Origin of the sequence: Lysinibacillus sp. fls2-241-R2A-57 (genome assembly GCF_030209535.1) — a bacterium.
Classification (GTDB): domain Bacteria; phylum Bacillota; class Bacilli; order Bacillales_A; family Planococcaceae; genus Lysinibacillus.
This window is the reverse complement of sequence record NZ_JARVRU010000008.1, coordinates 1-24,458: the sequence shown is the minus strand read 5'-3', so window position 1 is coordinate 24,458 and position 24,458 is coordinate 1. Positions and strand designations below refer to the sequence as shown.

23 protein-coding genes and 1 riboswitch are annotated in these 24,458 nt (G+C 36.8%); of the genes, 15 read left to right on the top strand and 8 right to left on the bottom strand.

Features of this window, described 5'->3' with window-relative positions; all coding sequences use genetic code 11:
* The first annotated feature begins 40 nt into the window (after positions 1-40).
* The 4 genes from QRN68_RS02180 to QRN68_RS02165 all read left to right on the top strand — a co-directional run bounded on the left by QRN68_RS02180 (position 41) and on the right by QRN68_RS02165 (position 4,810).
* On the top strand, positions 41-1,369 hold the full coding sequence (locus QRN68_RS02180) for a PTS sugar transporter subunit IIC (RefSeq protein ID WP_285395002.1): 1,329 nt from the start codon (positions 41-43) through the stop codon (positions 1,367-1,369).
* Positions 1,370-1,395: 26 nt separating this feature from the next.
* Positions 1,396-2,478, top strand: a complete 1,083-nt coding sequence (locus QRN68_RS02175; RefSeq protein ID WP_285395001.1) for a DUF871 domain-containing protein — start codon at positions 1,396-1,398, stop codon at positions 2,476-2,478.
* 172 nt (positions 2,479-2,650) lie between these two features.
* Positions 2,651-3,622, top strand: coding sequence for an N-acetylglucosamine kinase (locus tag QRN68_RS02170; protein ID WP_285395000.1), 972 nt, complete (start codon positions 2,651-2,653; stop codon positions 3,620-3,622).
* 426 nt (positions 3,623-4,048) lie between these two features.
* Complete coding sequence (locus QRN68_RS02165) at positions 4,049-4,810, top strand: tRNA threonylcarbamoyladenosine dehydratase (RefSeq protein ID WP_285394999.1); 762 nt, start codon at positions 4,049-4,051, stop codon at positions 4,808-4,810.
* A gap of 75 nt (positions 4,811-4,885) precedes the next feature.
* Here QRN68_RS02165 and QRN68_RS02160 read toward each other — a convergent pair whose 3' ends face one another.
* Positions 4,886-5,038, bottom strand: coding sequence for a hypothetical protein (locus QRN68_RS02160; RefSeq protein WP_285394998.1), 153 nt, complete (start codon positions 5,036-5,038; stop codon positions 4,886-4,888).
* A 139-nt stretch (positions 5,039-5,177) separates the two neighbouring features.
* Here QRN68_RS02160 and QRN68_RS02155 point away from each other — a divergent pair, with 139 nt between their 5' ends.
* From QRN68_RS02155 to QRN68_RS02145, 3 genes are all read left to right on the top strand, one after another.
* Positions 5,178-5,564, top strand: a complete 387-nt coding sequence (locus QRN68_RS02155; RefSeq protein ID WP_285394997.1) for a hypothetical protein — start codon at positions 5,178-5,180, stop codon at positions 5,562-5,564.
* Positions 5,565-5,777: 213 nt separating this feature from the next.
* Positions 5,778-6,296 (top strand): hypothetical protein, encoded by a 519-nt coding sequence (locus QRN68_RS02150; protein WP_285394996.1) that lies wholly within the window; start codon positions 5,778-5,780, stop codon positions 6,294-6,296.
* A 311-nt stretch (positions 6,297-6,607) separates the two neighbouring features.
* Complete coding sequence (locus QRN68_RS02145) at positions 6,608-7,324, top strand: hypothetical protein (protein ID WP_285394995.1); 717 nt, start codon at positions 6,608-6,610, stop codon at positions 7,322-7,324.
* Between the two features lie 253 nt (positions 7,325-7,577).
* Here QRN68_RS02145 and QRN68_RS02140 read toward each other — a convergent pair whose 3' ends face one another.
* Positions 7,578-8,867: a replication-associated recombination protein A gene (locus QRN68_RS02140; RefSeq protein ID WP_285394994.1), complete on the bottom strand. Its 1,290-nt coding sequence runs from the start codon at positions 8,865-8,867 to the stop codon at positions 7,578-7,580.
* Between the two features lie 351 nt (positions 8,868-9,218).
* Here QRN68_RS02140 and cymR point away from each other — a divergent pair, with 351 nt between their 5' ends.
* The 4 genes from cymR to QRN68_RS02120 all read left to right on the top strand — a co-directional run bounded on the left by cymR (position 9,219) and on the right by QRN68_RS02120 (position 12,981).
* Positions 9,219-9,638 carry a cysteine metabolism transcriptional regulator CymR gene (gene cymR / locus QRN68_RS02135; protein WP_053484768.1) on the top strand — a complete coding sequence of 140 codons (420 nt, stop codon included), beginning with the start codon at positions 9,219-9,221 and terminating at the stop codon, positions 9,636-9,638.
* Positions 9,639-9,734: 96 nt separating this feature from the next.
* Positions 9,735-10,883: a cysteine desulfurase family protein gene (locus QRN68_RS02130; RefSeq protein WP_285394993.1), complete on the top strand. Its 1,149-nt coding sequence runs from the start codon at positions 9,735-9,737 to the stop codon at positions 10,881-10,883.
* 229 nt (positions 10,884-11,112) lie between these two features.
* Positions 11,113-12,237, top strand: coding sequence for a tRNA 2-thiouridine(34) synthase MnmA (gene mnmA / locus QRN68_RS02125; protein ID WP_285394992.1), 1,125 nt, complete (start codon positions 11,113-11,115; stop codon positions 12,235-12,237).
* Between the two features lie 84 nt (positions 12,238-12,321).
* A complete protein-coding gene (locus tag QRN68_RS02120) occupies positions 12,322-12,981 on the top strand; it encodes a tetratricopeptide repeat protein (RefSeq protein WP_285394991.1) in 660 nt (219 codons plus the stop codon).
* 60 nt (positions 12,982-13,041) lie between these two features.
* Here QRN68_RS02120 and QRN68_RS02115 read toward each other — a convergent pair whose 3' ends face one another.
* The 3 genes from QRN68_RS02115 to hisA form a co-directional block, all read right to left on the bottom strand.
* Positions 13,042-13,779, bottom strand: coding sequence for a GTP pyrophosphokinase (locus QRN68_RS02115; protein WP_285394990.1), 738 nt, complete (start codon positions 13,777-13,779; stop codon positions 13,042-13,044).
* Between the two features lie 166 nt (positions 13,780-13,945).
* Entirely contained in the window at positions 13,946-14,233 is a 288-nt protein-coding gene (locus QRN68_RS02110) for a hypothetical protein (protein ID WP_285394989.1), read from the bottom strand.
* Positions 14,230-14,997, bottom strand: coding sequence for a phosphoribosylformimino-5-aminoimidazole carboxamide ribotide isomerase (gene hisA, locus QRN68_RS02105; RefSeq protein ID WP_285394988.1), 768 nt, complete (start codon positions 14,995-14,997; stop codon positions 14,230-14,232). Before hisA ends, QRN68_RS02110 begins: the two co-directional genes overlap by 4 nt.
* Before the next feature lie 379 nt (positions 14,998-15,376).
* On the opposite strand from hisA, the gene recD2 reads away from it, so the two are divergent.
* Both recD2 and QRN68_RS02095 read left to right on the top strand, forming a co-directional pair.
* Positions 15,377-17,809 (top strand): SF1B family DNA helicase RecD2, encoded by a 2,433-nt coding sequence (recD2, locus tag QRN68_RS02100; RefSeq protein ID WP_285394987.1) that lies wholly within the window; start codon positions 15,377-15,379, stop codon positions 17,807-17,809.
* A 45-nt stretch (positions 17,810-17,854) separates the two neighbouring features.
* Entirely contained in the window at positions 17,855-19,639 is a 1,785-nt protein-coding gene (locus QRN68_RS02095; RefSeq protein ID WP_285394985.1) for a polysaccharide deacetylase family protein, read from the top strand.
* Between the two features lie 82 nt (positions 19,640-19,721).
* Here QRN68_RS02095 and QRN68_RS02090 read toward each other — a convergent pair whose 3' ends face one another.
* Positions 19,722-19,910 carry a hypothetical protein gene (locus QRN68_RS02090; protein WP_285394984.1) on the bottom strand — a complete coding sequence of 63 codons (189 nt, stop codon included), beginning with the start codon at positions 19,908-19,910 and terminating at the stop codon, positions 19,722-19,724.
* 342 nt (positions 19,911-20,252) lie between these two features.
* Between QRN68_RS02090 and hpaB the strand changes: the two genes are divergently transcribed.
* Positions 20,253-21,689, top strand: a complete 1,437-nt coding sequence (gene hpaB / locus QRN68_RS02085) for a 4-hydroxyphenylacetate 3-monooxygenase, oxygenase component (protein WP_285394983.1) — start codon at positions 20,253-20,255, stop codon at positions 21,687-21,689.
* A gap of 89 nt (positions 21,690-21,778) precedes the next feature.
* Here hpaB and QRN68_RS02080 read toward each other — a convergent pair whose 3' ends face one another.
* Together QRN68_RS02080 and QRN68_RS02075 are read right to left on the bottom strand one after the other, a co-directional pair.
* Positions 21,779-22,552 (bottom strand): magnesium transporter, encoded by a 774-nt coding sequence (locus tag QRN68_RS02080; protein ID WP_285394982.1) that lies wholly within the window; start codon positions 22,550-22,552, stop codon positions 21,779-21,781.
* Between the two features lie 18 nt (positions 22,553-22,570).
* Positions 22,571-23,275 (bottom strand): MgtC/SapB family protein, encoded by a 705-nt coding sequence (locus QRN68_RS02075; protein WP_285395027.1) that lies wholly within the window; start codon positions 23,273-23,275, stop codon positions 22,571-22,573.
* A gap of 371 nt (positions 23,276-23,646) precedes the next feature.
* Positions 23,647-23,821, bottom strand: a riboswitch (M-box (ykoK) riboswitch).
* 491 nt (positions 23,822-24,312) lie between these two features.
* On the opposite strand from QRN68_RS02075, the gene QRN68_RS02070 reads away from it, so the two are divergent.
* Positions 24,313-24,453 carry a hypothetical protein gene (locus tag QRN68_RS02070; protein WP_285394981.1) on the top strand — a complete coding sequence of 47 codons (141 nt, stop codon included), beginning with the start codon at positions 24,313-24,315 and terminating at the stop codon, positions 24,451-24,453.
* The last annotated feature ends 5 nt before the right edge of the window (positions 24,454-24,458 follow it).

Below are 24,458 nucleotides of genomic sequence, written 5' to 3'. Positions count from 1 at the left end.
AGCCTTGATGTCACGATAAAAAGCAAAGGGAGTGTGTGAAATGTTCCGTTTTTTAGAAGAAAAAATTGTGCCGGTTGCTGCTAGAGTAGGGAATCAGCGACATTTAGTTGCCATTCGAGATGGTTTTATTACGATCATGCCATTAACAATTGTTGGATCTCTTGCGATTCTTGTTAATAATTTACCTATCAAATATTATCAAAATGCACTCGATGCCATCTGGAAACATGAAACTTGGACTCAATGGGGCGGGAACATTTGGGGTGCAACATTTGGAATCATTTCTTTGTTATTAGCCTTTTCAATTGCTTACAATCTTGCAAAAAGCTATGACAAGGATGGACTTTCTGCCGGTGTCATCAGCCTTTCAAGTTATATGACGTTTGGTACTTTTAGTGACGGTGGATTAACAGGGTTAACAACAAGTACAGGTGGTTTATTTATAGCTATTATTATTTCTCTGCTCTCAACTGAAGTATTTTGTAGATTGTCTGGCAATCCTAAGTTGCTAATTAAAATGCCGAATGGTGTACCACCAGCTGTTTCAAAATCATTCGCAGCATTGCTACCTGCTATTATTACAATTGGTTTATTTGCTCTAGTTCGTACAATTATTTCGGCAGGCTTCGGTATTCCTGATATTGTCGGTTCTTTCTACTCAGCAATTCAAGAGCCATTTATGGGCTTAACGAATACATGGGTTGCGGCTTTAGTTTTAGCATTCATCCCTACTTTTTTATGGACATTAGGTGTTCACGGTGCTAATATCATCGAACCGTTCATGCAAACAATAAATTTACCGGCGATTAAAGAGAATGTAAAAGCAATTTCAGCTGGAGAAGTAGCGCCATATATCGTAAATAAGCCATTCTTTGATGCTTTCATCAATATGGGTGGTTCCGGTACGACAATAGCACTTATTATTGCTATTTTCATTATCGCTAGAAAGAATAAACAATACAATACCGTTGGAAAATTGTCGGCAGCACCAGGGCTTTTCAATATTAATGAACCATTACTTTTCGGTCTTCCAATTGTGTTAAACCCAGTGTTATTCGTACCGTTTATTTTGACACCAATGATTAACGTAACAATTGCTTTCTTTGCAACAAAGTGGGGCTATGTGCCAGCAGCTACAGTTTCACCACCATGGACAACGCCACCGATTATTAATGGATTCCTAGCGACGCAATCTTGGAAAGGAGCTGTACTTAGTATTGTCTTACTTATAGTCGCTGTGTGTATTTATTTACCGTTCATTTCGCTGGCAAACCGCATGGCAAAGCGAAATGAACAGCTAGCTGCTGCCTCAGAAACTCAAAATGAACAGCACCTTGTACAATCAGAAGGCCAAAAAGTAGAGGTGTAATGGCGAACTAAACGGAGGTTTTTGAATTGAGAAGATTAGGGATTTCACTATATCCTCAGCATAGTACATTAGAAGATATGAAGCGGTACGTTCAGCTCGCTCATGACAATGGTTTTGATCGTATATTCACATGTCTTATGTCGTTAAATACTGATCAGGAACGCCATAAATTACAGCAAATAAATGAATTTGCGCAGCAGCTTGGTTTTGAAATTTCTGCTGATATTGCACCGGCCATCTTTAAAGATTTAGGCTTAACCTATAAAGATATTGGGTACTTTAAGGAGCACTATCATTTAGCTGCATTGCGCTTAGACATGGGTTTCTCTGGCCAAGAAGAAGCATTTATGTCTCTCGATGCAAGTAATTTAAAAATAGAGTTAAATATTAGTAACGGTACGAAATATGTAGAAACTATATTATCCTATCAACCGAATAAAGATAATATTATTGGCTGCCATAATTTTTATCCGCGACGTTTTACAGGTCTTTCGCGCCAACATTTTCTACAAACATCTAGGCAATTTAAAGCGAATCATATTCGAACAGCAGCCATGATTTCATCGCAACATGCTATGTTTGGACCTTGGGAAGAAACCGAGCATGGCTTGCCAACATTAGAAGAGCATCGTCATCTGCCAATTACTGTCCAAGCAAAGGATTTATGGCACACTGGTTTTATTGATGACTGTATTATTGGCAATATGTATGCTTCTGAGGAAGAAATACGTGCGTTAGGTCAATTAAATCGCCATAAGTTAGAGCTGAAGGTTGAACAGTCTGTTGAAACGACTATTTTAGAAGAAGCGATCCTTTTTAAGGAGCCACATTTTAATCGTGGCGATGTTTCAGAGTATGTGATCCGTAGTACTCAATCTCGTGTTAAATATAAAAATGGTGACTTCCCTACACATGATATCCATCCATTAACATTGGGGGATGTGACAATCGATAATAATTTAGATGTACGATATAAGGGTGAATTGCAAATTGTTTTAAAGGAAATGCCTAATGCCGGATCAACAAATGTTGTTGCAAGAGTTGTAGAAGAAGAACAATTCTTATTAGCACATATTCAGCCATGGGCATCATTTGGTTTTACGAAATGATAGAAGAAGGGATTAAGCCATCAGCTGACAGTGCTTAATCCCTTTTCTATCTTCATTCAGCAAATGTTTTCTGAGCGAAAGTGAAACGACAGCTCCAAATGTTTTCTGAGCGAAAGTGAAACGACAGCTATAATTACTCCCAAGCGAAATTGATAGTGAAAGGAGCAAAATTATGTATGTATTAGCGATTGACGGTGGTGGAACGAAAACGTCTGCAGTGATTTGTGATGAGTTTGGCAATATTTATGCCAAAGTAGAAACGACTCGGAGTAACCCAACAGCAATGGATGTTCAATATTTTAAGTCAACGATTCACGATATACTACAGAATTTACAACAACAAAATCCACGAGTATTTGCAGCTATAGATAGTTGTTTTGCTGGCATGGCTGGGGTCAAGGAGCTACAGGCAGAGGAAGTTGTAGAAATGATAGTACGTCAATATGTTCATAAAAAAGCACATGTTTTTGTTGATAATGATGCTCTAATTGCACTTTATGCGGGCACACTTGGGCAGGAAGGCATTGTGCAAATTGCAGGAACGGGTGCCATCACAATGGGGTATGATTGTAAGCAACATTTTCATCGGGTAGGGGGCTGGGGTTATCTTTTTGATGATGAGGGCAGTGGCTATGATTTAGGGGTTCAAGTAATGAAAGCTATTTTTAAAAGCTATGATGGAAGAGCAGACTCAACAGCTTTGACAGATGTAATATTGCGTTATTTTTCTGTGGAAAATGTACCGCAATTAATAGAGCGTATTTATGGAGAGGTGCATCCTCGGACAGTAATTGCGCCAGTAAGCAAATATGTATTTGATGTGGCTGAAAAGGGAGATGACGTTGCCATTAGCATTATTGAAGATGCTTGTAAGAAATATTATATGGCGATTAAAGCATGTTACTCTTGTATGGCTTGGGGTCAAGGGGATGTACCTGTCGTATTAGTGGGTGGCGTTTTTCATAATGAAGCTTTTATTATACCTAAATTACAACAACTCGCAAAAGCTGATGAGCTGCCAATGCAATTTATGACACCGGTATTACAACCAATCGGCGGGGCAGTAATTGCGGCTTTCAAGCAAGTGAATGTTCAGCTCGGTTCAAATTTTGTAGAAGCTTTTCAAAAAAATATGAACAGATAGGAAGTTGATGGAAGTTCGAGGCAAAAGAGGCTGGGATATAAGTATATTCACATCAGAGAAGCGAGAGAAATCAATGTTTCTAAAATTGAGTTCTCTCGTTATTTAAGGTTTTGAGCAGTTATTTTTCCCAACCTCTTAAATTTTCTACTGCTTACTTTAGTAGTGCGGATACATAGCTCTGATAGACCCAGAAGTATTTTGATTAGGAATACTTATTGATTTTAGTTATAATTTTTACTTGATGAATATCATGATAAAATGTAATATAAGTTTGATTTATCTTAGTATATAACTAGGTTTACTAATAAAGTGAAACTTTAATTAGTGGAGGGTTCTTCATCCACCGCTGATTGTTAGTCTTCATCAATCGGGCTTTTACTGCCCGTTAAAGCGGGATAAAAAATTCAATAGACGGAGAGTGTAATGATGCTACATCAATTTTCACGTAACGAGCTCGCAATAGGAACAGAGGGACTCGAAAAATTAAAAAATACAACGGTAGCCATTCTTGGTGTAGGCGGTGTAGGTTCATTTGCTGCAGAGGCATGTGCAAGAAGTGGTATTGGGCGCATTATTTTGGTAGATAAGGATAATGTAGATATTACAAATGTGAATCGTCAATTAGTTGCCTATCTTTCAACGGTCGGTAAATCAAAGTCAGGTGTCATGAAAGAACGTATTGCTGATATTAATCCAGAATGTGAAGTTATTGATATGCATATGTTTTACACGGAGGAAACATATGAGGAATTTTTCGCGCAAGGCATAGATTATGTCATTGATGCGAGTGACACAGTGATGTATAAAATTCATATTGTGAAGGAATGTCTACAGCGTAATATTCCAATCATATCTAGTATGGGTGCAGCAAATAAAATGGATCCTACTCGTTTTAAAATTGCAGATATATCCAAAACACATACAGATCCATTGGCAAAAGTAATTCGTACGAAACTACGTAAAGAGGGTATTCATAAAGGCGTGATGGTTGTATTCTCAGATGAGAGTCCTATTGTAGTTCGTCCAGATGTCGTGGAGCATGTCGGAAAACCAGATGCAGCCATCCGTAAAGCAAAAATGCCGCCATCTTCCAACGCTTTTGTTCCGTCAGTGGCAGGCTTGATTGCTGCAAGTTGGGTAGTGAATACAATCATAAAAGATGTAAAAATTACACGTGTTCAAGGTTAAAACAACTTAAAAAAATCCTTGATGTCGATAAATATAAAAAGTTGGTCGATAAATTCAAAATTTTCATCGATAAACTCAAATATTTCTCGATAAAAAAAAAGCAAAGAAATCGCGTAAAAAACCCGTGTTGTTGTTGTCGTTGTTGCTGCCGCTTCGTTGCACTACGCTTTCGCACAGACAAAACCCGTGTTGCTGCCGCTCCAGCCCTACATTGTGGCGATGTGCCAATTTACAGAAGTAGCTGTCTCAATTGACTTTGGAGACAGCTGCTTTTTCTATGTTACAATAGGAACGTTGTGAAGAAGGGGTCTACAACATTTGTGACTCTAACATTTGATGTAGAGCCTATAAAAGGAGACATTTAATAATGGAGCAAATCTATCAAATGGAATATAGGGGCATAAATTTATTCGATGAAATTAGCTCAGTAGAGTTAGCTATTGATGAAGAGAGTCAAACAATACACATTTTTGATGTTGGCCAGGTTGTAAGCCCTATTTTTAATTTTGATGTTTCTGCTTATGAACTATCAGATGGTTTTTACAAAATGGCGGATATACTTCGGCATAAACGTATATTGATAAATCAACAGCCAGGTAGTGAACTAACGCTAAGTGATTGGTTAATTACAAACAGTGCTTATTTTTATATACCACAAAAAAGAATAAAAAAATATGCACAAGGAAGTATTATAGAAATTGTTGATCGAACGAAAGAGCAATCATTATATGATGATTATGTACAAAGAATATAATTCTACCAAAATTGTTCGCCTTACGTGCTCAAAATGCTATTAATTCACGAAATTGTCTTATTTTGTTCAAGTGACCACTTCTTTATTTGGTTTATTGCTATAATTTAAATAATTCCAATAGATAATAGATCCGTTTGTTTAGAAAGTGCAGGACTGCTTAGGAAAGTAGGAGTGACGTTTAGAAAACAAATGAGAACATCGGAGAGTGGTAAAATGGAAATTCAAGTAATTCGTGATCATTTAGATATTGTAAAGCTTCAAGAGAAAATGAATGATATTGTATTTGACTATTTGGATACATCTAATAATTATCCGAAGGCTATGAAGGAACTAAATCCTTTATTTACGCAAGTTACAACATTTTATAAAGATTATGTTGATGAAAGAGCGGGTGAGATACCGAGTGCCAATACATATTGGCATTTGTTTATAGATTGTTGTGCAAAGCTTTGCTATTTTTTAGCGGCATCAACTTATTATTCATCTAATGCGCTACAAAAAACACCTGAAACAATTGAGCAATTATTAACGATTGCTGCCTTTTCTTTACCTAGTATTGAACAGGAAGAGAATGAACAATTATTAGAGGCTATTTTTACACTTTATAGTGAAGTTGTAGAGGATGAAGAGAAAACAACATCACTACGAAGAGCAGTACTTGAACAAAAAGGTGCAGTCAAACAATGCTTGCAACAATTTAAACTATTTGTTGATAATGAAATTACGAGATAATTGATTGATCCATACTTTTCAGAAAATAGAATAACAATTTAGAATCTGCTTACTTTTTTGCGGTTTATCCTCCATTCCTTACAGCGCTCGGGCTTGAAAGGGGGTGGATGGGTTTCCGTTTCTTAAAGGTTTTGCAGATTTTTTTAGTAATGTTAATGGATTATTAAGAAGAGAGTTGGAGTAGTGTCAAAATTTTATTGTACAGAAATGAAAAAAGGACTTTTTTCTTAAAAGGTATTTACAGATTTTTGTCGAAATATAGTTAAAAATTGAAAAACTATGTGTATGGTTTATAGGAAGGAGGCTGTGTAATGTTCATAAACGGTATCGAAATTGATTTGTCGAACTTAGAAAACCCACTCTTATTAGTAAGTGAGGATGAGGAACATTTATTTCTACGACTTATACAATCAACACTTGAACAGGGGCTTATCCAATGTCAATTAGCTTTTTCGACAAGAAAATCCATCTCTTTAGTAAGGGATTTTTGGTTGGCTATGTATAAAGATCAAGAAAAATTATATATCAACAGTGGAAATGCGCTCCTATATCCAATTCGTCTAATCATATTCGAGCTCGTGACACAAGCAGAACACTTTAAACGTTTGTCGAAAAAATCTTTTGGAGATGAATGGCTGTCACTTATTTATGCAGTTGTCCTATTACAATTTATTTTGCTGTGGATAAGAGAACGATTTAGTGATAACAAGGAAGTTTTTGAGGCATTAAAAGAGTTGTACAGAGCAACGGATGATAATGTAGATGAGGACCAAACCTCGCCATCAAGAGAGCAATCGATTGGTCAAGCAATAGCTGTAAAAGCAATTCGCTTTGAAGTGCGGGAGAATTCCCAGGAGTTCGCTAGTTTACTCACTCAAACCCAAAATTTTATTAATTATTTACATGAAAAAGATAATGAAAAAGATGAGAAAGAAAAGACTAAGGTTCCATCGCTGAGAAATGTAGAAGATACATTGAACCTCTTTTACAGTAAGCGTTATATAACGAATATCCATAATTACTCATAAAGTGAAGCTTTAACTAGTGGGGATTTTTCTAATGATTAGTCTTCACCAAATCGGGCTTTTACGGTCAGTTAATGCGGGATTAAAAATAGGAAGATGAAGCGGAATTATTTAAATCAATGAGATATAAAGCGTTGAAAAGTAAGCGATATAGTATTTAATTAAAGATAAGGCGCTTCTTGTTTAAAATTGAAGTGCCTTATTTTCATGAAAATCAATATAATATGTTTTTCAGTATTCTAATCATGTAGCGATATTATTTTTTATCTTTATGAAAAGATATAAGCTTTTCGTAGATTCCGGCCATTCGTTTTTCTTCACCTGCAATGACAGGTTTGTAAAATTCTGTACCGACAAGCTCATTGGGTAAATATTGCTGATCGACCCAGCCACCAAATGTTCCAATCGGGCTGTTGTGGGGATATTGATAACCTGTATGACCTAAATCTTTGGCCCCTTCATAATGAGCATCGCGTAAATGATGTGGAATATCGCCTGTTTTTCCTTCATGAATGCTGGCAATTGCGGCATCAATGGCTATTATTGCAGAATTGGATTTAGATGCTAGACACATTTCAATAACAGCACTTGCGAGCGGAATACGCGCCTCTGGTAACCCTAAACGCTCTGCTGCTTGTACTGCTGCAAGCATATGCGGACCTACATCAGGATTGGCAAGCCCTATATCCTCATAAGCCATGACAAGTAAGCGTCTGCTGACAGCTACTAAATCTCCTGTTTCTAATAAATGTGCTAAATAATACAATGCTGCATTCGTATCACTTCCACGAACAGATTTTTGCAATGCAGATAGCAAATTATAAAAATTAGACCCTTTTTTATCACCATAAACGCCAATTCTGCCGATAAGATGTTCAATGATATGATCAGCTGCAATTGTTTGACCATCAACTTCATCACTTGCATAATAAATCGATTCAAGCAAAGTCAATGCTTTCCTTGCATCACCATTAGCTGCTCCAGCAATTTGAGTAATTTGATCATCTGTTAATGCAAAATGATGTTTACCCAGTCCACGTTTTTCATCAAAAAGTGCTTTTCTAATCAACTCGATTAAATTTTCTTTCGTTAAACGTTTTAGTTGATATATTTCTCCGCACCGTGAGCGGATAGCGGGATTTACATCATGGTACGGATTTTCTGTTGTTGCCCCAATTAATACGATCGAGCCATTTTCAACATGTGGCAACAAAGTATCCTGCTGTAATTTATTAAAACGATGAATTTCATCCAAAAAAAGTAGGACTTTTCCTGAGATTCGTGCTTCCTGCACTATATCCTCAACGTCCTTTTTACCAGCGCGAGTAGCATTAATTGCGAAAAATGGGAGCTTCGAGCTTCCTGCTATGGCGTTCGCTATTGACGTTTTGCCGATACCTGGCTCACCGTATAGTAGCATAGATGGAACATGTTCATTTTGAATCATTTTATAAAGAGCGGTAGTAGGACCGATAAAATCTTGGTGTCCAACAATTTCATCAAGGGTTAAAGGACGCATGCGATAAGCAAGTGGTTCATTATGCATTTTAAAATTCCCCCTTTTAACAGTTTTCAATGTTTTTAATTTTTTTTCAGTGGGAGTCTAAACATCCGCTGAAAAAGAGGAACTCAGGCTAAGACCTTCACATTCAGTGAAAACGCCTGAGTGACCAACATCGTGTTGGCCTAAAGCCTCCGGACGCAATTATGCCGGGTAGAGTTGATTTGCTAAATGTTTTTTTGAGCTAAAATGAAGCGATCATAGTATTTTGCCTAACTATACCAAGGCGCAGTTAATAGTATATCATAACCTCCCAAGAGTATTTCCGAGTTCTTCAAGAGGAGATTATGATATACTGATTGTAGTATTTTGACTAGACTATTTGAGGGTGATAAAATGAAAATTTCTACAAAGGGCCGTTATGGGCTAACGATTATGATTGAACTAGCAAAGCATTATGGAGAAGGACCTATTCCATTACGCAAAATTGCTGCTGAAAAGGAGCTTTCTGAAGCATACTTAGAGCAATTGGTTTCACCACTACGTAATTCAGGCTTAGTGAAAAGTGTTCGCGGTGCATATGGTGGGTATATGCTAGCGAATCCACCAAGTGAAATTTCGGCGGCTAATGTTATTAGTGTGTTAGAGGGGCCAATTCAACCAGTTGAAGGAATTGAAAATGAAGAAGCACCTCAGCGAGAGTTGTGGCTCCGCATTCGCGATGCTGTGAAAAATGTATTAGATACAACGACAATTGAGGATCTAGCACAATATACTGAGGAAAATGTAGCGGAAGGCTATATGTTCTACATTTAAAATGTTTAGGCTAAAGCATCGCTCCCTAAGTCGTCGCAAAGTCGTGTGGCAGGGGGTGCAGATCTTTAGCGCTTTTCGTACAAAGGAGTTTTCAACATGAATTCATATATTTATCTCGATCATGCAGCGTCTTCACCAATGAATGACCAAGTAATAGAAGCTATGACTACAGCAATGCAAAAGGTTTATGGAAATGCTTCAAGTATTCATGGGGCAGGTCGAGAGGCGCGCAAATATTTAGATAATGCACGTGAAGAATTAGCTAAATCAATTGGTGCTCAACCTGGGGAAATTATTATAACAAGTGGCGGAACTGAGGCGGATAATACGGCTATTTTTGGCACTGTTTATGCACGTGCTGCTGAAGGAAAGCACATAATTACCACACAAATTGAACATCACGCAGTATTACATACGTGTGAAAAGCTTGAACGAAATGGCTTTGATGTGACATATTTGCCAGTTGATGAAAAAGGGCGTGTATCTGTAGAAGATGTGCGAAATGCATTACGTGAGGATACAATTTTAGTAACGATTATGTACGGCAATAATGAAGTTGGTACGATTCAACCGATTGCTGAAATAGGTGAATTGTTACGTGAACATACAGCTATTTTTCATACGGATGCTGTTCAGGCATATGGCTTAGAGACAATTAATGTTGCTGATTTACATGTTGATTTACTAAGTGTTTCCGCACATAAAATTAATGGTCCTAAGGGGATTGGCTTCCTTTACCAAAAAGCTGGAACACCATTCACTAGTTATGCATTAGGTGGAGCGCATGAGAAAAAGCGCCGTGCAGGTACTGAAAATGTACCTGCAGTGATTGGCTTTGCTACTGCGGTGCGAATTGCAAATGAGTTGCGCGATGAGAAGCGTGCGCTATACAATCGCTTTAAGCAAATTATGCTTGATGTTTTCACGCAGGAAAAGCTGGCATTTCATGTAAATGGTGATTTAGAAAATACGCTTCCACACGTTTTAAATGTAAGTTTTTCTAGTATGGAAGTAGAGTCATTTCTAGTGAATCTTGATATGGCGGGTATTTGCGTATCGAGTGGTTCGGCGTGCACTGCTGGCTCCATTGATCCATCACATGTTTTAGTTGCGATGTTTGGACAAGGGACAGAGGAATTACGTAACTCGATCCGCTTTAGCTTCGGTCAAGGTTTAACAGAAGCTGACGTACAACGTGCTGCTGAAAAAACAGCTGGGATTGTGAAAAGATTAGCGAAAAAGTAGTTTGCTAAAAATTCAGGTGTGTTGATAAGGAAAAAATAGGTTTATTATTGAGCGATAAAAGGATTTTATTTGTTGTTATTTTGCTAATATATTTCCATTTTAACTGATTGTAGCCCGTAGCGGAAATCAGCCATTTCGAATTAATTCGAATGTATAAAAATGGTTAATCCATACACCTGTTAAAAATTATATATTTAATAGAAATTGAATAAAAGAAAAGGTGACCATAATGAAAGAAACACGTGATCCCTCACAAATTCGTGTTGTTGTCGGCATGTCGGGTGGGGTAGATTCTTCGGTTGCTGCATATTTACTAAAACAACAAGGATATGAAGTAATCGGGATATTTATGAAAAACTGGGATGATACAGACGAAAATGGCGTTTGTACAGCTACAGAAGACTATGATGATGTTATTAAAGTGTGTAATCAAATCGGCATTCCTTACTATGCAGTGAATTTTGAAAAGCAATATTGGGATAAGGTTTTCACATACTTTTTAGAAGAATATAAAGCAGGGCGTACGCCAAATCCTGATGTTATGTGTAATAAGGAAATCAAGTTTAAAGCATTTTTAGAACATGCAATGGATCTTGGCGCTGATTATTTAGCGACAGGTCACTATGCTCGAATCGATCGTAGTGGTGAAGGCGAAGTAAAAATGCTTCGTGGAATAGATGAAAATAAAGATCAAACGTATTTCTTAAACCAATTATCACAGGAGCAATTAGCTCATGTAATGTTCCCAATTGGACATATTGAGAAAAAGGAAGTCCGTAAAATTGCGGAGGAAGCTGGATTAGCTACAGCTAAGAAAAAGGATTCAACAGGTATTTGTTTTATAGGGGAACGTAATTTCAAAGAATTCCTAAGTCAATATTTACCGGCTCAACCTGGTAAGATGGAGACGATGGATGGTGTTGTAATGGGCCAGCATGATGGATTAATGTACTATACACTTGGTCAACGTCATGGCCTTGGAATTGGTGGTGACGGTGAGCCGTGGTTCGTGCTAGGGAAAGATTTGGAACGCAATGTGTTACTTGTTGGACAAGGCTTCCATCATGAGTCATTATATTCTACTTCATTGACTGCTGTGAAAATGAACTATACTTCGACAAAAAAATTGCCCGGGAAATTTTCATGCACAGCAAAATTCCGTTATCGTCAAACAGATACACCTGTAGAAGTAGAGATTTTAGAAGATGGACGTACACATATTACGTTTGCTGAACCAGTACGTGCAATCACACCTGGACAAGCTGTTGTATTATATGATGGTGAAGAATGTTTAGGTGGCGGTACAATCGATGAAGTCTTTAAAAATAATGAAAAACTAACATATGTAGGATAATTTGCGAAAAGACTGCTTATACTGCCTCTCATAAGGTGTATAGAATTGAGGCAGTCTTTCGCTACATAGAGGTGAACAAAAACAATGAATTTTAACGAGCAGGGTATTCAAGCATTTCAAGAAAAGCGCTATGAGGATGCCGCACAACTTTTTACACAAGCAATTGAAGCAGAGCCTGAAAATGCAATTGGGTATGTGAATTTTGGAAATCTCTTAGCGGTGTTGGAGGATATTGAACGTGCAGAGCGTTTCTTTCAAAAAGCAATTACTGTTGATGAAACAGCAGCAACTGCTTATTATGGCTTAGCAAATTTATATTATAATGCGGAACGATATGCAGAAGCAGTAAAGCTTTATGAGCAAGCGCTAAAGTATAACATTGAGGGCGCAGATGTATATTATATGATGGGCAAATGCTTTGAGCGAATGGAAAATCCGAAGCTTGCACTGCCATATTTACAACGAGCTTCAGAGCTTGCCCCTGAAGACACACAAATTCGTCTAGCATATGCAATTGTACTATGTGCGCTAGAAATGTTTGAAGAAGGTAAGAAAGAATTAGACTATTTAATCGAACAGGATTGGAATAACGCAGATGCACATTATAATTTAGGTGTACTTTATGCGGTGTCCACTGAACAAACAGAAGATGCTATGTACCACCTGAAACAAGCCTTTACATTACAGCCAGACTACGACCAAGCACGTTATATTTACGATATGATTGCACAGCGATTTAACTAAACTAAATCATAGTAGAGAAAGGATGCCGGAATTACTTCGGCATCCTTTTATATCGTGAGTTTAGTCTTGATCATCATCGGAAGAATAAAATGGTAATTGAGAGATATATTGTGCTAAATAAGCAATAGGCATTGCATCTAATGACGTCTCTTCTTCTTCCGCTTTTAAAATATTTATTTCTTCATTAAGTCGTTCCATTTTTCGATCCAGTTCAGCTGCTTGAATGGCAGCTTCCTTCAATTCCAAACGTATATGTTCAGGTACTTCCTGATTGTATTTGTAATAGATCTTATGCTCAAGGCTAGCCCAGAAGTCCATTGCAATTGTACGGATTTGAATTTCTGTATAAACACTTTCCACACGATCGGACATAAAAATTGGGATTTTTATAATAAGATGCAAGCTTTGATAGCCATTCTCCTTAGGGGATTTAATATAATCCTTTACATCCACAACTTCAATATCATTTTGCGCCTGTAGCATTGCACTTACTTTATAAATATCCTCTACAAAGGAGCATGTGATTCGCACGCCCGCAATATCACGAATGTTTTCACGAATCACTTCGACAGATGTCTCGAGGTTCTTTTTTCGGATTTTCGATAATATACTTTTTGGTGACTTTACTCGAGTTGATATATGCTCTATCGGGTTATATTCATGTATTAACTTAAATTCTTCTTGTAAAATATTTATTTTCGTTTCAATTTCTTGCAAGGCAAATTTATAGGCTAAAAAGAAACGTGTTATGTCTGATTTTAGTTTTTTTAAAGTGTTTACTTCGAGTTCATTTTTCATTCTTCATAAAATCCTTTCTTTTAGCAAATAACATTAATGAAATTCTCTTAATCTCATTAAATAATAGCTTAACAAAAATAGCTACTAAATAGAAATATGTGCTCTAAATTAAGTATAGTATTCTTGTTTCAACTAAAAAAAAAGGGGATTTTAGTCCCCTTCGTTATTAAACGATAATTTCAGCATTTAGATTGTATCGTTGATTAAATTCATCAACGAATATTTGTAAGTCGATATACGTACAAATATAAGGTTCTGTTTCTTGATCACGGAGGAAGCCGCATGTTGTCTTTAAAGATTTTGAAAACTCAAGTAGCATTTGTTCATTATCTAGCTGTACGTGCAACGAAAGAGAATTATCCTTCGTATTGACTTTGAAATATTTACCATCTATAATACGTTCTAAATTTGTTTCTTGAAAAGGAAATACATAATCCTTATATACTAACTTCACAATACCCCGCCTTTTTTGCAATAATTTACCACATCTGAATATGGTAAGTCTCCTCCGAAAATTGAAAGAGCGCTACCGATTGTAACATGAAGCTTACCACTTGCTATATTTTTAAATTTCATTAAGTCGTCTAGAGAACGGACGCCACCAGCATATGTTGTTGGAATTGTTGTCCAAGCGGCTAAATCATGCACTAAGCTTTCTTGCATACCACCTTTTTTACCTTCTACATCAACAGCGTGAATAAGTAGTTCATCACAGAAATTTTCGATATACGCAATAGACTCAGCATTTACTTCAAAATCACTAAACTTTGTCCATTTATCAGTAACAACAAACCATTTTCCATCGCACATACGGCAGCTTAAATCGATGACAAGATGCTGTTTACCGATAATCTGTACTAATTGCTTTAGTCGATCTAAATTAAGCTTGCCATCATAGAAGATAAATGATGTGACAATAACATGGGAAGCACCAGCATCAATATACTTTTTTGCATTTTCAGTAGTAATGCCACCACCAACCTGCAAACCTTGAGGGTACGCTGATAGTGCTGCTAATGCGGCTTCTTCGTTTCCATCACCTAGCATAATGACGTGACCACCTGTTAATTGATCTTTGGCAAACATTTTTGCATAATAACTAGCGTCATAATTTGAAATAAAGTTTTCGATGACTTCTTGATCTGTATGACCGAGTGTACTGCCAACAATTTGTTTTACTTTGCCATCGTGTAAATCGATACAAGGTCTAAATTCCAATAGCTTCACAATCCTTCCGTGCAACAAAATTCAACTATATCATAGCATGGAAAGGTTGTTAATAGCGGTGAAATGTCATTTGTCAAAATAATTTTAACTTCATTCAGTGAATATTCTGATAGTTAAAGCTGAATATCAGCTAACAAAAGTCTCTCGCCTCATCGTCGGATAACCAAACATCTGCTAAAAAGAAGTTAAAGCCTCTGGCAGATGTCATAGAATCAAAAGGAGTTCTTTGTGCAAGCACAAAGCCGATTCTGGACGCAATTATGCCGAGGCATATGATTAAAATATAGTGAAATGTCTTTTTAAACGATATTTCTTGATATGCTGTGGTACAATATAATGATTGAAATGGACACGAAAGGGCGAATCGAAAATGGCAGAGAATCTTGATTTATTTGAACTAAATAAATTATTTATACTCGGACGTCCGATTGTCTCTATCTTCCACAATGCACAAAATATGTATTCAATAGTTCGTGTGAAAATTCAAGAGACCAACTTACAATATGAGGATAAAGAAATAATTGTTGTTGGATATTTTCCACCGTTACAGATGGATGAACAATATCGTTTTACAGGTTTATTGAGACAACATCCAAAATATGGTGTGCAATTTCAAATTGAGACGTTTACAAAAGAAGTGCCGGCAACAGAGCAAGGAATTATTCATTATTTATCGAGTGATTTGTTTGTTGGAATCGGAAAAAAAACGGCTGAAACAATTGTAGAGAAACTAGGAGCAAATGCGTTACGTCTTATTTTAGAGGACCCAAATGCGCTTGATGCTGTACCTCGACTATCAGCTGAAAAAAAAGAGGTTATCCATCGTACGATTGAACAAAACCTAGGCTTAGAACGAGTGATGATTCAACTTAATGAATGGGGTTTCGGACCACAGCTCGGCATGAAAATTTACCAAACATATCGAACAGAGGCGATTGAACTATTAAATGAAAATCCATACCGCCTTATTGAAGATGTAGAGGGTGTTGGGTTCTTTCGTGCTGATGAGTTAGGTGCTAAATTAGGTATTACTGGCAATCATCCAGACCGTATTAAGGCGGCGATTTTACATATTCTAAATACAGCAGCTTTATCGGATGGGCATGTGTATTTAGATGCAGAACATGTTTTGCCACTAGTAAAAGATATGCTTGAGCAAAGTCAACGAGTGGAAATTCCCTTTGAGACCATTTCTAAAGCTTGCATCGAATTGCGTGAGGAAAGTAAAATTTGTGGGGAAGAAACGAGACTATATTTACCATCCCTATATTTCTCAGAAGTAGGAATTGCATCGAAAATATTAGCTTTAATTGAACGTAACAATAAGGCTGAACATTTTAGTAAGGACGAAATACGCAAAGCGATTGGTGAAACAGAAGAAGTGCTAAATGTCACATATGCTGAAACACAAGCGAATGCTATTGAACACGCACTAAACTCAGCCGTTATGATTTTAACGGGCGGCCCTGGTACAGGTAAAACAACTGTTGTTCGGGGTGTAGTAGAGGTGTATGCAAAGCTACATGGGCTATCATTAAACCCGAAGGAATACGCTCAAAAAGAAGAACCATTCCCGATTATTTTATGTGCCCCTACAGGACGTGCTGCCAAGCGTTTATCAGAATCAACAGAACTTCCAGCAATGACGATTCATCGATTACTAGGCTTTACTGGTCAGGAAAAAGAAGAAGAGACTGAGCGTGAGGTTACCGGGAAACTCATTATTGTAGATGAAATGTCGATGGTCGATACTTGGCTCGCGCATCAACTATTAAAATCCTTGCATGAGGATGTGCAAGTTGTATTTGTTGGCGATCAGGATCAGCTCCCTCCAGTAGGTCCAGGGCAAGTATTAAAGGATTTGTTGGCTTCTAAGCAAATTCCTACTGTGGAATTAACGGAGGTTTATCGACAAGCAGAGGGCTCAACAATTATTGAACTTGCTCATCAAATTAAACGTGGTCATATCACGAATGATTTGACTGTAAAAACGTCTGACCGTTCATTTGTTAAAGCCTCCTCAGATCAAGTAGCAAGCGTTGTCACACAGGTTGTGAAAAGTGCGGTTGCGAAAGGTCAAGAAATTCGTAATATCCAAGTGTTAGCACCAATGTACAAAGGTCCAGCAGGAATAGACAATTTAAATAAAATGATTCAGGAGCTTATTAATCCTAACGATACTGGTACTAGAAAAGAGCTCATCTTTGGGGATGTCACCTATCGCATAAAGGATAAAGTTTTGCAGCTTGTCAATCAACCAGAAAGCAATGTTTTTAATGGTGATATGGGTGAGGTAATCAGTATTATCAAGGCAAAGGAAACAATTGAGAAACAAGATTTGCTTGTTGTGTCATTCGATGGTATAGAAGTAACTTACCAGCGTAGTGATCTCAATCAATTGACACTAGCCTATTGTTGCTCTATTCATAAATCCCAGGGCTCTGAGTTCCAAACAGTTATTATGCCAGTTGTCCGAGGATATTCTAAAATGCTGCGTCGTAATTTATTATATACAGGTATTACGCGTGCAAAAAATTTCTTGATTTTATGTGGTGAACCGGATGTACTAGCAGCTGGTTTACAGCGTACGGATGATTTACAGCGCTTTACGTCCTTACGTGCAAGACTCAATCCAATGGATGTTGCAGAGGAAGTTGTAGAAGCAGAAGATGTTCCATTAAACGAAGATTTACAAAATGAAAAATCATCTATTGATTTAAAGCTAACGGTAGAAACAGAACCATATATTCATCCATTGATTGGAATGGATGGCGTCTCACCGTATGATTATTTAGATAAGTGAGTTAATTTCATAAATTTAATCAAAGGTTCTGAAACAATATGATTTATGAAATTAATTCAACCAATAAACTTTTATAGGTTGGAAAATCGTCTAATGATTGAAGTAAAAGATAATAAAAATTTTTATGAGGTGAATAAAGTGAAACGCTTATTATTATTGCTTCTATTCATGATGGTATTACCTTTTGCAGAAAAAGCATATGCAAAAAATACTGTCATCCAAGTGAATGAGGAAGCAGCTGTCTTTGATAATCGTTCAGGCTCACTAGTACAGGTGGGGACATTATCAGCAGGGCAAACTTTTGAAGTAACAAAAGATTACGGAGCGAATTGGTGGCAAATTCGTTGGGGTGGTTATTACGGTTATGTTGATAAACGCTACACAACGGTTGTACCAGTAACAACTTATAAAAATACAGTCCCAACTGTTGCAAAGATAAAGGATTATATTGTCACAACAAATGTTGCGCCAATTTACGATAATACAGGCAACGAGCTAGTGCAATTTGCAACTTTGTCAGAAGGAGTTAGTTTTCCTATTTATAATAGAATGGGGAATTGGTACGGAATTGCTGTGAACGGACGATTAGGATTTGTACATAGTAATTTTGTTGTGGAAGAAAAAAGTCAGGGTACAACAAATACTACAAAGCCTATCGAAAAACCAACTCCAACTCCGCCGCCACCTAATAAGCAAAATGGTTACATCGAGGCATTAGAAAATGTAACTCTTTATGATTTCCGTCGCGAAAAACCAATGGCTATTGCTACGTTAATGAAAGGCCAACAGCTAGAGATTGTAGATGCATTGGATCCAACATATGTAAAAGTTCGTTGGGGGAAAACATATCTTTATGCAGAAAAATCAATGGTGAAATTTATAAATACTCCTGCCTATAAAAATACAGGCAAGGACAATGCCATGATAAATGAATATTTCATCCCTATTTCTGCAAACAGTGAACTTTATGACCATTCATCAAAAACGTTGCAGCCATTTGCTAAGCTAGATACAAATCATCGTTATCCAATTTTACGGAAAGAAGGTAGTTGGTACGTAACGGTACTTGGTGGCCGTGAAGGATATATCCATAGCTCTAAAGTAGCGCTCGATCGCGGTGTTCCAGTTATGATGTATCATCATTTTCTGAAAGAGGATGAACTTGGACGTTTTAAAAATGTAAGTACTACGATGACAGATGTTCAATTTACGAATGAAATGCAGTATTTAAAAAGTAAGAACTACGAAACGGTTAGTGCAGACGAATTATTACGTTTCATGCGCGATGAAATTACATTGCCTGCCTATTCAATTGTTTTGACTTTTGATGATGGTCTATTATCGACACGTGAATATGCATATCCGGTGCTCAAAGAAAATGGCTTTAAAGCTACGCAGTTTTTAATTACGTACCGTAATGAAAATTCGAAAGATGAACAATTATTTAATTATCATGATTTACAGTCACTTTCACGTCAAGATATGGCAAATATGCAAGACGTCTTTACGTATGGATCACACACGTACAATTTACACGACTTGGTAGGGAATAAAGGCAAAATGCTTCTAATCCCATATCATGAGGTTGTTGAGGATTTAAAGCGTAGTGTAACAATGATTCCAAAGGCAAATGCTTTTGCTTATCCGTTTGGGCAATATAATGCTAACATCATTAATGCGGTAAAGGAAGTGGGATTCACAATGGCGTTTTCAACGGCGCTTGGCTATAATAAACCGTACGATGATGTGTATCAAATTAAACGCTTGTCCAGTAATCAAAAAACAACATTTGAACAATTCCAAAAGATGGTTCTACCATATGCGCAGTAAAATACTTACCCGATCAATTAATTGATCGGGTTTTTCTATGTTAAAAAGCCTCCTCACCAACTTTTGGTGAGGAGCCTTAACATTAGTGGTTACCAACTATATGGTGTTTAACTACTTCATATGCTTGGCAAACATTTTTAAATTGATCTTTTTCTTTGGCAATCATATCTGAAGCAATCGAAAATAAAAGATTTTCTTCATTATGATCCTCCATTTTATTCATTAAAGCAGCTTCCATTTTCGCTACGTATGAGATGATTTGATTATTCATATATATTCTCCTAAAAAAAAGATGTATTTGTTTTGGTTACGAAGCTATCTTACATCTATATATAGATAAAATCCAGCAATTCTGTACTAGTCAAAATGGACTTTTTTATGAATGTGACGCAAAAATGAACTTGTTAATAAAGCGCTAATTGAAAGCGTTTTTATCTAAAATAACTGAAAAATCGTGCAATGAAGAAGGTTTCTCAACTGTATTTATAAAGTAGTACAGTTTGCTTAATTTGAGGTGTTGCTATAATACAGTTTTCTATGACGGAACCTAATATTAGGAAATTTCATATACTTAATGAGTATAAAGATATTTGTAAAGTTAGGGGGGACTTTCATGCCAGTAATTACAGGACAGCAATATATTGACCGTATTGACGCTTTACAATCGTATATTTATATTGATGGGAAAGTTGTCACAGGGAAAGTTTCGGAACATCCAGCGTTTAAGGGAGTGATGCAGAGTCAAGCAAGGCTTTTTGATTTACAAAATGAAAACGAATTGCTTGAGAAGATGACATATGTGTCACCGACAAGCAATAAGCGCGTAGGTATGTCTTACCTTCAAGTGATGACAGTAGAGGATCTTGTGAAAAGACGTAATGCAGCACGGGAATGGGCATTATCCACTCATGGCTTAATGGGTAGAAGTCCTGATTACATGAATACGACACTAATGGCACTAGCATCAGCGGCTGATTTTTTAAAAGATAAGCCAAATTGTTTTCCTAATCATTTATTGAATTTTTATGAGTATGCACGAGAGAATGATTTGACAATGACACATACATTTATAGAGCCACAAGTGAATCGCAACCGATTTTACTTTGAGGATGAAGAAGAGACAATTGCTGCTAAAATTGTAGATAATACAAGCGAAGGATTAGTAATTAAAGGTGCAAGACTTTTAGCGACGCAGGGAGGAATTACAGATGAACTCCTTGTGTTATCAACGAATGGCTATGATGAAGGAAAAGGCTTTGGTTTCTCGATACCAAGTAATACGAAAGGTTTAAAGTTTTTATGTAGACAATCATTTGTTGGAGGGGAATCAGTTTTTGACCATCCATTAAGTAGTCGTTTCGAGGAAATGGATGCAATCGTTGTATTTGATAATGTTGTTGTACCGTGGGAACGCGTTTTTTATTATGGGAATGTGGAAGTTGCCAATAGCTTTATGAACGTAAGTGGATTTCAAACATATGGTTTGCACCAAGTTCTTTCACGTCAAATTGCCAAAACAGAATTTGTCTTAGGTGTTGTACAGTCAATTGTTAATACAATCAGTATCGGCGACTACCAACATGTGCAGCAAAAAGTTGTTGATATTATTGTGACACTAGAAACGATGAAGGCTTTACTGTTAAAGTCTGAGATTGAGGCAAAAAAAGATGCTTTTGGCTTTATCAGGCCTGATCATCCGACATTACTTGCAGCTATTCAGATTTTCCCTAAGGTATATCCGACTTTTACAGACATTATCCAGTTACTTGGGGCAAGTGGATTAATGTCTATCCCAAGTGAAAAAGCATTCACAGCAGATGACGGTGACCTTGAGCATTATTTACAGTCGTCTCAGGGTGGCGGAGAGGAGCGCGTCAAAAAATTCCGCTTAGCTTGGGATTTAACGATGAGTAGCTTTGGTACTAGACAAACACTGTATGAGCGCTTTTTCTTTGGTGACCCAGTTCGTTTAGCAACTGTACTTTATAAAACTTATAATAGTGAAGATTTAGTTAATAGAGTAGACAGCTTTTTAAAAAATAATCATTAATGTTGAGGAAGTAACTGTTTATAACTAGTTAAAACAGTTACTTCGTTTTGAGTGGGAAAATATTAGTTCCATAAGAAATGTTAGAATCCTTATAGAAAAGTCAGTACATCATCAAAAGTAACAATCCCGAGAAGTTCGTAGTTCTCTGTTACAACAGGGACTGCTAAAAGACCATATTTGCGTATGATTTGAGTTACCTCAGATTGATTTGTGTTGGCAGACACTGAAATGATTCCAGAGTTCATAATTTCATCCATTCGACACGTTGGAGGGGAAATGATTAGCTCTCGTAATGAAACGACACCAAGTAATTGTTTATTAGTATCTGTAACATATAAGTAATAAAAAGTTTCTGCATCTACTTCACTATGCTTTAGGCGTTCAAACACATCAATTACTAAGTCATCTTTTGTAACTATTACCACTTCTGTTGTCATCAAGGCACCTACTGATCCTTTTTCGTATTTAAGTAATTGCTTAATATCATCAGCTTCATCTTTTTCCATGCGCTCTAAATAAAAATCAGCTTCTTTATACGATAGTAGTCCAAAAAAATCTGTGGCGTCATCTGGAGGTAATTCATTTAACATCTCCACTGCAAACGGACGTTCAAGCTCCATAATACATTTTTTTTGCAAGGCAGGTTCTAGCTCACTAAAAATTTCTCCAAATTCACAAGGTGTTAAAAAAGAATAAATGGTGAAGCGTCTTTCCTCGCTGAGTTCGGTAAAAAATGTTGCTTGATCCATAGGGTGCAAATCTAGGAAATCCATTCGAAAAGAATCTTTTTTTCCCGACTTTAAAGATTGCAACATATAGTATGTGTACTCTTCTTTATATTTATATTGATTTAGTCTAATCATTAGTGATGCTCCTTTCTATTACAAATCCTCAATTTCGACACTCAGAACGTGATCAATCTTTTTGACATAATAATAAATTTCCGTCGTATATTGGTCTTCTGGTACAGAAAGAACTAAGTCAATTAATTGGTGATCGTTATCGATATCTTTGAGCTTGAAATGCCGAATTTTATACTCGTATTTTTTGGATGCTCCATTTTGCCCTCTATACTTAATCATTTTAATTAAGTCTGTCATACGATAATTCGATTCCACGATAATCTTTAATGAGATTTCCTGACGGTTGAGTGTTGATAGACCTAATGTTTTGATGAGAAATGGCACAATGTTGACTGCCCCCATCAAGAGGATGACAGCGCATGTTGCTTCTAGATAAAACCCCGCCCCGATAGTAATTCCGAGTGCAGAAGCTGACCAGATTAGCGCAGCGGAAGTAAGACCAGAAATAACCTCGTTGCTTCTTCGTAAAATAACCCCGGCACCAATGAAACCAACTCCACTTACAATCTGCGCAGCAAGTCGCATCGGATCCATATTCGGATGATTTGCACCTCCGAATTTTCCGAATGCTTCTATGGAGACAATTGTTAATAAACAGCTAGCAATACAAATGACCATACTAGGTCTCATGCCAAGTTGTTTTTGTTTAATCTGTCTGTCAATCCCTATCAATAATCCGAATAGTAAAGCTAGGCTTAACTTGATTATCATTTCTATTGTCATCGTCATCGTAAAACACCTCTTCATTTCTTCACTTCTTTTTGTAGAATGCCTAAAATTAAAAATAATATAAAAAAGCTCCCGTAAAAAAGGGAGCTTCTTGCTTAAAATGTATCTTGTTCGGCGTACACATCAAATAAACCTATCTTGATAAACTCCAATTTACAGAAGATTCATAACTGGATTTTTGAAGAAAGGGACATATGCGGACTGAACGCAAAAACGCTGCCTTTTGCCATATTCGAATTATTTAAAAATATAAAATTCCATATCGAATAACTATCCATCACATGTTCCCCCTTTGTAGTTAAATAAAATAAAAACCCCTCTAACGATTTAGAGGGGAGAAGCGCACGAAAAAAACAAAAAGCATTTTCGATTCCCCTAACTCGAGTTTTAGCACTATACACCGTAAAGAAATGAAATCATTTCTTAGCCACCTTATGAAAAGCCTTAATTCGGCAATTCCTGTTCTACCCATGGGCATCTTTCGATATTTCTGGGCAGTGGCCTATGTTTGCATAGGAGCCTCACCTAATGAGGATTTATTGTTTTCAGGTGAATTGTACTCTGAATAATTTTGGTTGTCAACATTTGTTTCAAGAGTAAAAATCTTAAAAGGTATCAGGGAATAGTGTATTTACGGCTCATCATCATAACGGTTCCGTCTTGGGGACCTAAGAGCACTTGGAGGAAAATGATATTAGGCACGAAGGAGTATCACAGGACTTAATGCCTTTAACACCCGTTTCAATCAACTTTTTACTCCCGAACTTTTGATGACAAGCCTTATTTTAATGCTTACAAAGATATGTATTTTTACTTCGAATTAAATTTTTGAGTAGAAGTTTTTCGGAATAATAAATAATAAATTTGTGCTTTATGATAATCAATAGCTTCTGTAATAGTTGTTAAGTCCTTTTCATGATACAAATGTTTTTTTGTATTTAAATTGCTGAACAAAAAATCGAAAGAGAATCAATACAACAGGTTTTTTGTGCGAAAGCGAAGTGCTAACGTAGCGGCAGCAACAGGTTTTTTTGTGCGAAAGCGAAGCGACAGCAACAGGTTTTTTTGTGCGAAAGCGAAGCGACAGCAACAGGGAATTGTTTGTGCGAAAGCGAAGTGCTGACGTAGCGGCAGCAACAAAAAATGTTTTCTGTGCGAAAGCGAAGTGCTAACGTAG

Coding starts and splice junctions, on each gene's coding strand:
- QRN68_RS02180 (WP_285395002.1), top strand. CDS start 41: ATGTTCCGTTTTTTAGAAGAAAAAATTGTGCCGGTTGCTGCTAGAGTA.
- QRN68_RS02170 (WP_285395000.1), top strand. CDS start 2,651: ATGTATGTATTAGCGATTGACGGTGGTGGAACGAAAACGTCTGCAGTG.
- QRN68_RS02165 (WP_285394999.1), top strand. CDS start 4,049: ATGCTACATCAATTTTCACGTAACGAGCTCGCAATAGGAACAGAGGGA.
- QRN68_RS02155 (WP_285394997.1), top strand. CDS start 5,178: ATGGAGCAAATCTATCAAATGGAATATAGGGGCATAAATTTATTCGAT.
- QRN68_RS02150 (WP_285394996.1), top strand. CDS start 5,778: ATGGAAATTCAAGTAATTCGTGATCATTTAGATATTGTAAAGCTTCAA.
- QRN68_RS02145 (WP_285394995.1), top strand. CDS start 6,608: ATGTTCATAAACGGTATCGAAATTGATTTGTCGAACTTAGAAAACCCA.
- QRN68_RS02140 (WP_285394994.1), bottom strand. CDS start 8,867: ATGCATAATGAACCACTTGCTTATCGCATGCGTCCTTTAACCCTTGAT.
- cymR (WP_053484768.1), top strand. CDS start 9,219: ATGAAAATTTCTACAAAGGGCCGTTATGGGCTAACGATTATGATTGAA.
- QRN68_RS02130 (WP_285394993.1), top strand. CDS start 9,735: ATGAATTCATATATTTATCTCGATCATGCAGCGTCTTCACCAATGAAT.
- mnmA (WP_285394992.1), top strand. CDS start 11,113: ATGAAAGAAACACGTGATCCCTCACAAATTCGTGTTGTTGTCGGCATG.
- QRN68_RS02120 (WP_285394991.1), top strand. CDS start 12,322: ATGAATTTTAACGAGCAGGGTATTCAAGCATTTCAAGAAAAGCGCTAT.
- QRN68_RS02115 (WP_285394990.1), bottom strand. CDS start 13,779: ATGAAAAATGAACTCGAAGTAAACACTTTAAAAAAACTAAAATCAGAC.
- recD2 (WP_285394987.1), top strand. CDS start 15,377: ATGGCAGAGAATCTTGATTTATTTGAACTAAATAAATTATTTATACTC.
- QRN68_RS02095 (WP_285394985.1), top strand. CDS start 17,855: ATGAAATTAATTCAACCAATAAACTTTTATAGGTTGGAAAATCGTCTA.
- QRN68_RS02090 (WP_285394984.1), bottom strand. CDS start 19,910: ATGAATAATCAAATCATCTCATACGTAGCGAAAATGGAAGCTGCTTTA.
- hpaB (WP_285394983.1), top strand. CDS start 20,253: ATGCCAGTAATTACAGGACAGCAATATATTGACCGTATTGACGCTTTA.
- QRN68_RS02080 (WP_285394982.1), bottom strand. CDS start 22,552: ATGATTAGACTAAATCAATATAAATATAAAGAAGAGTACACATACTAT.
- QRN68_RS02075 (WP_285395027.1), bottom strand. CDS start 23,275: ATGACAATAGAAATGATAATCAAGTTAAGCCTAGCTTTACTATTCGGA.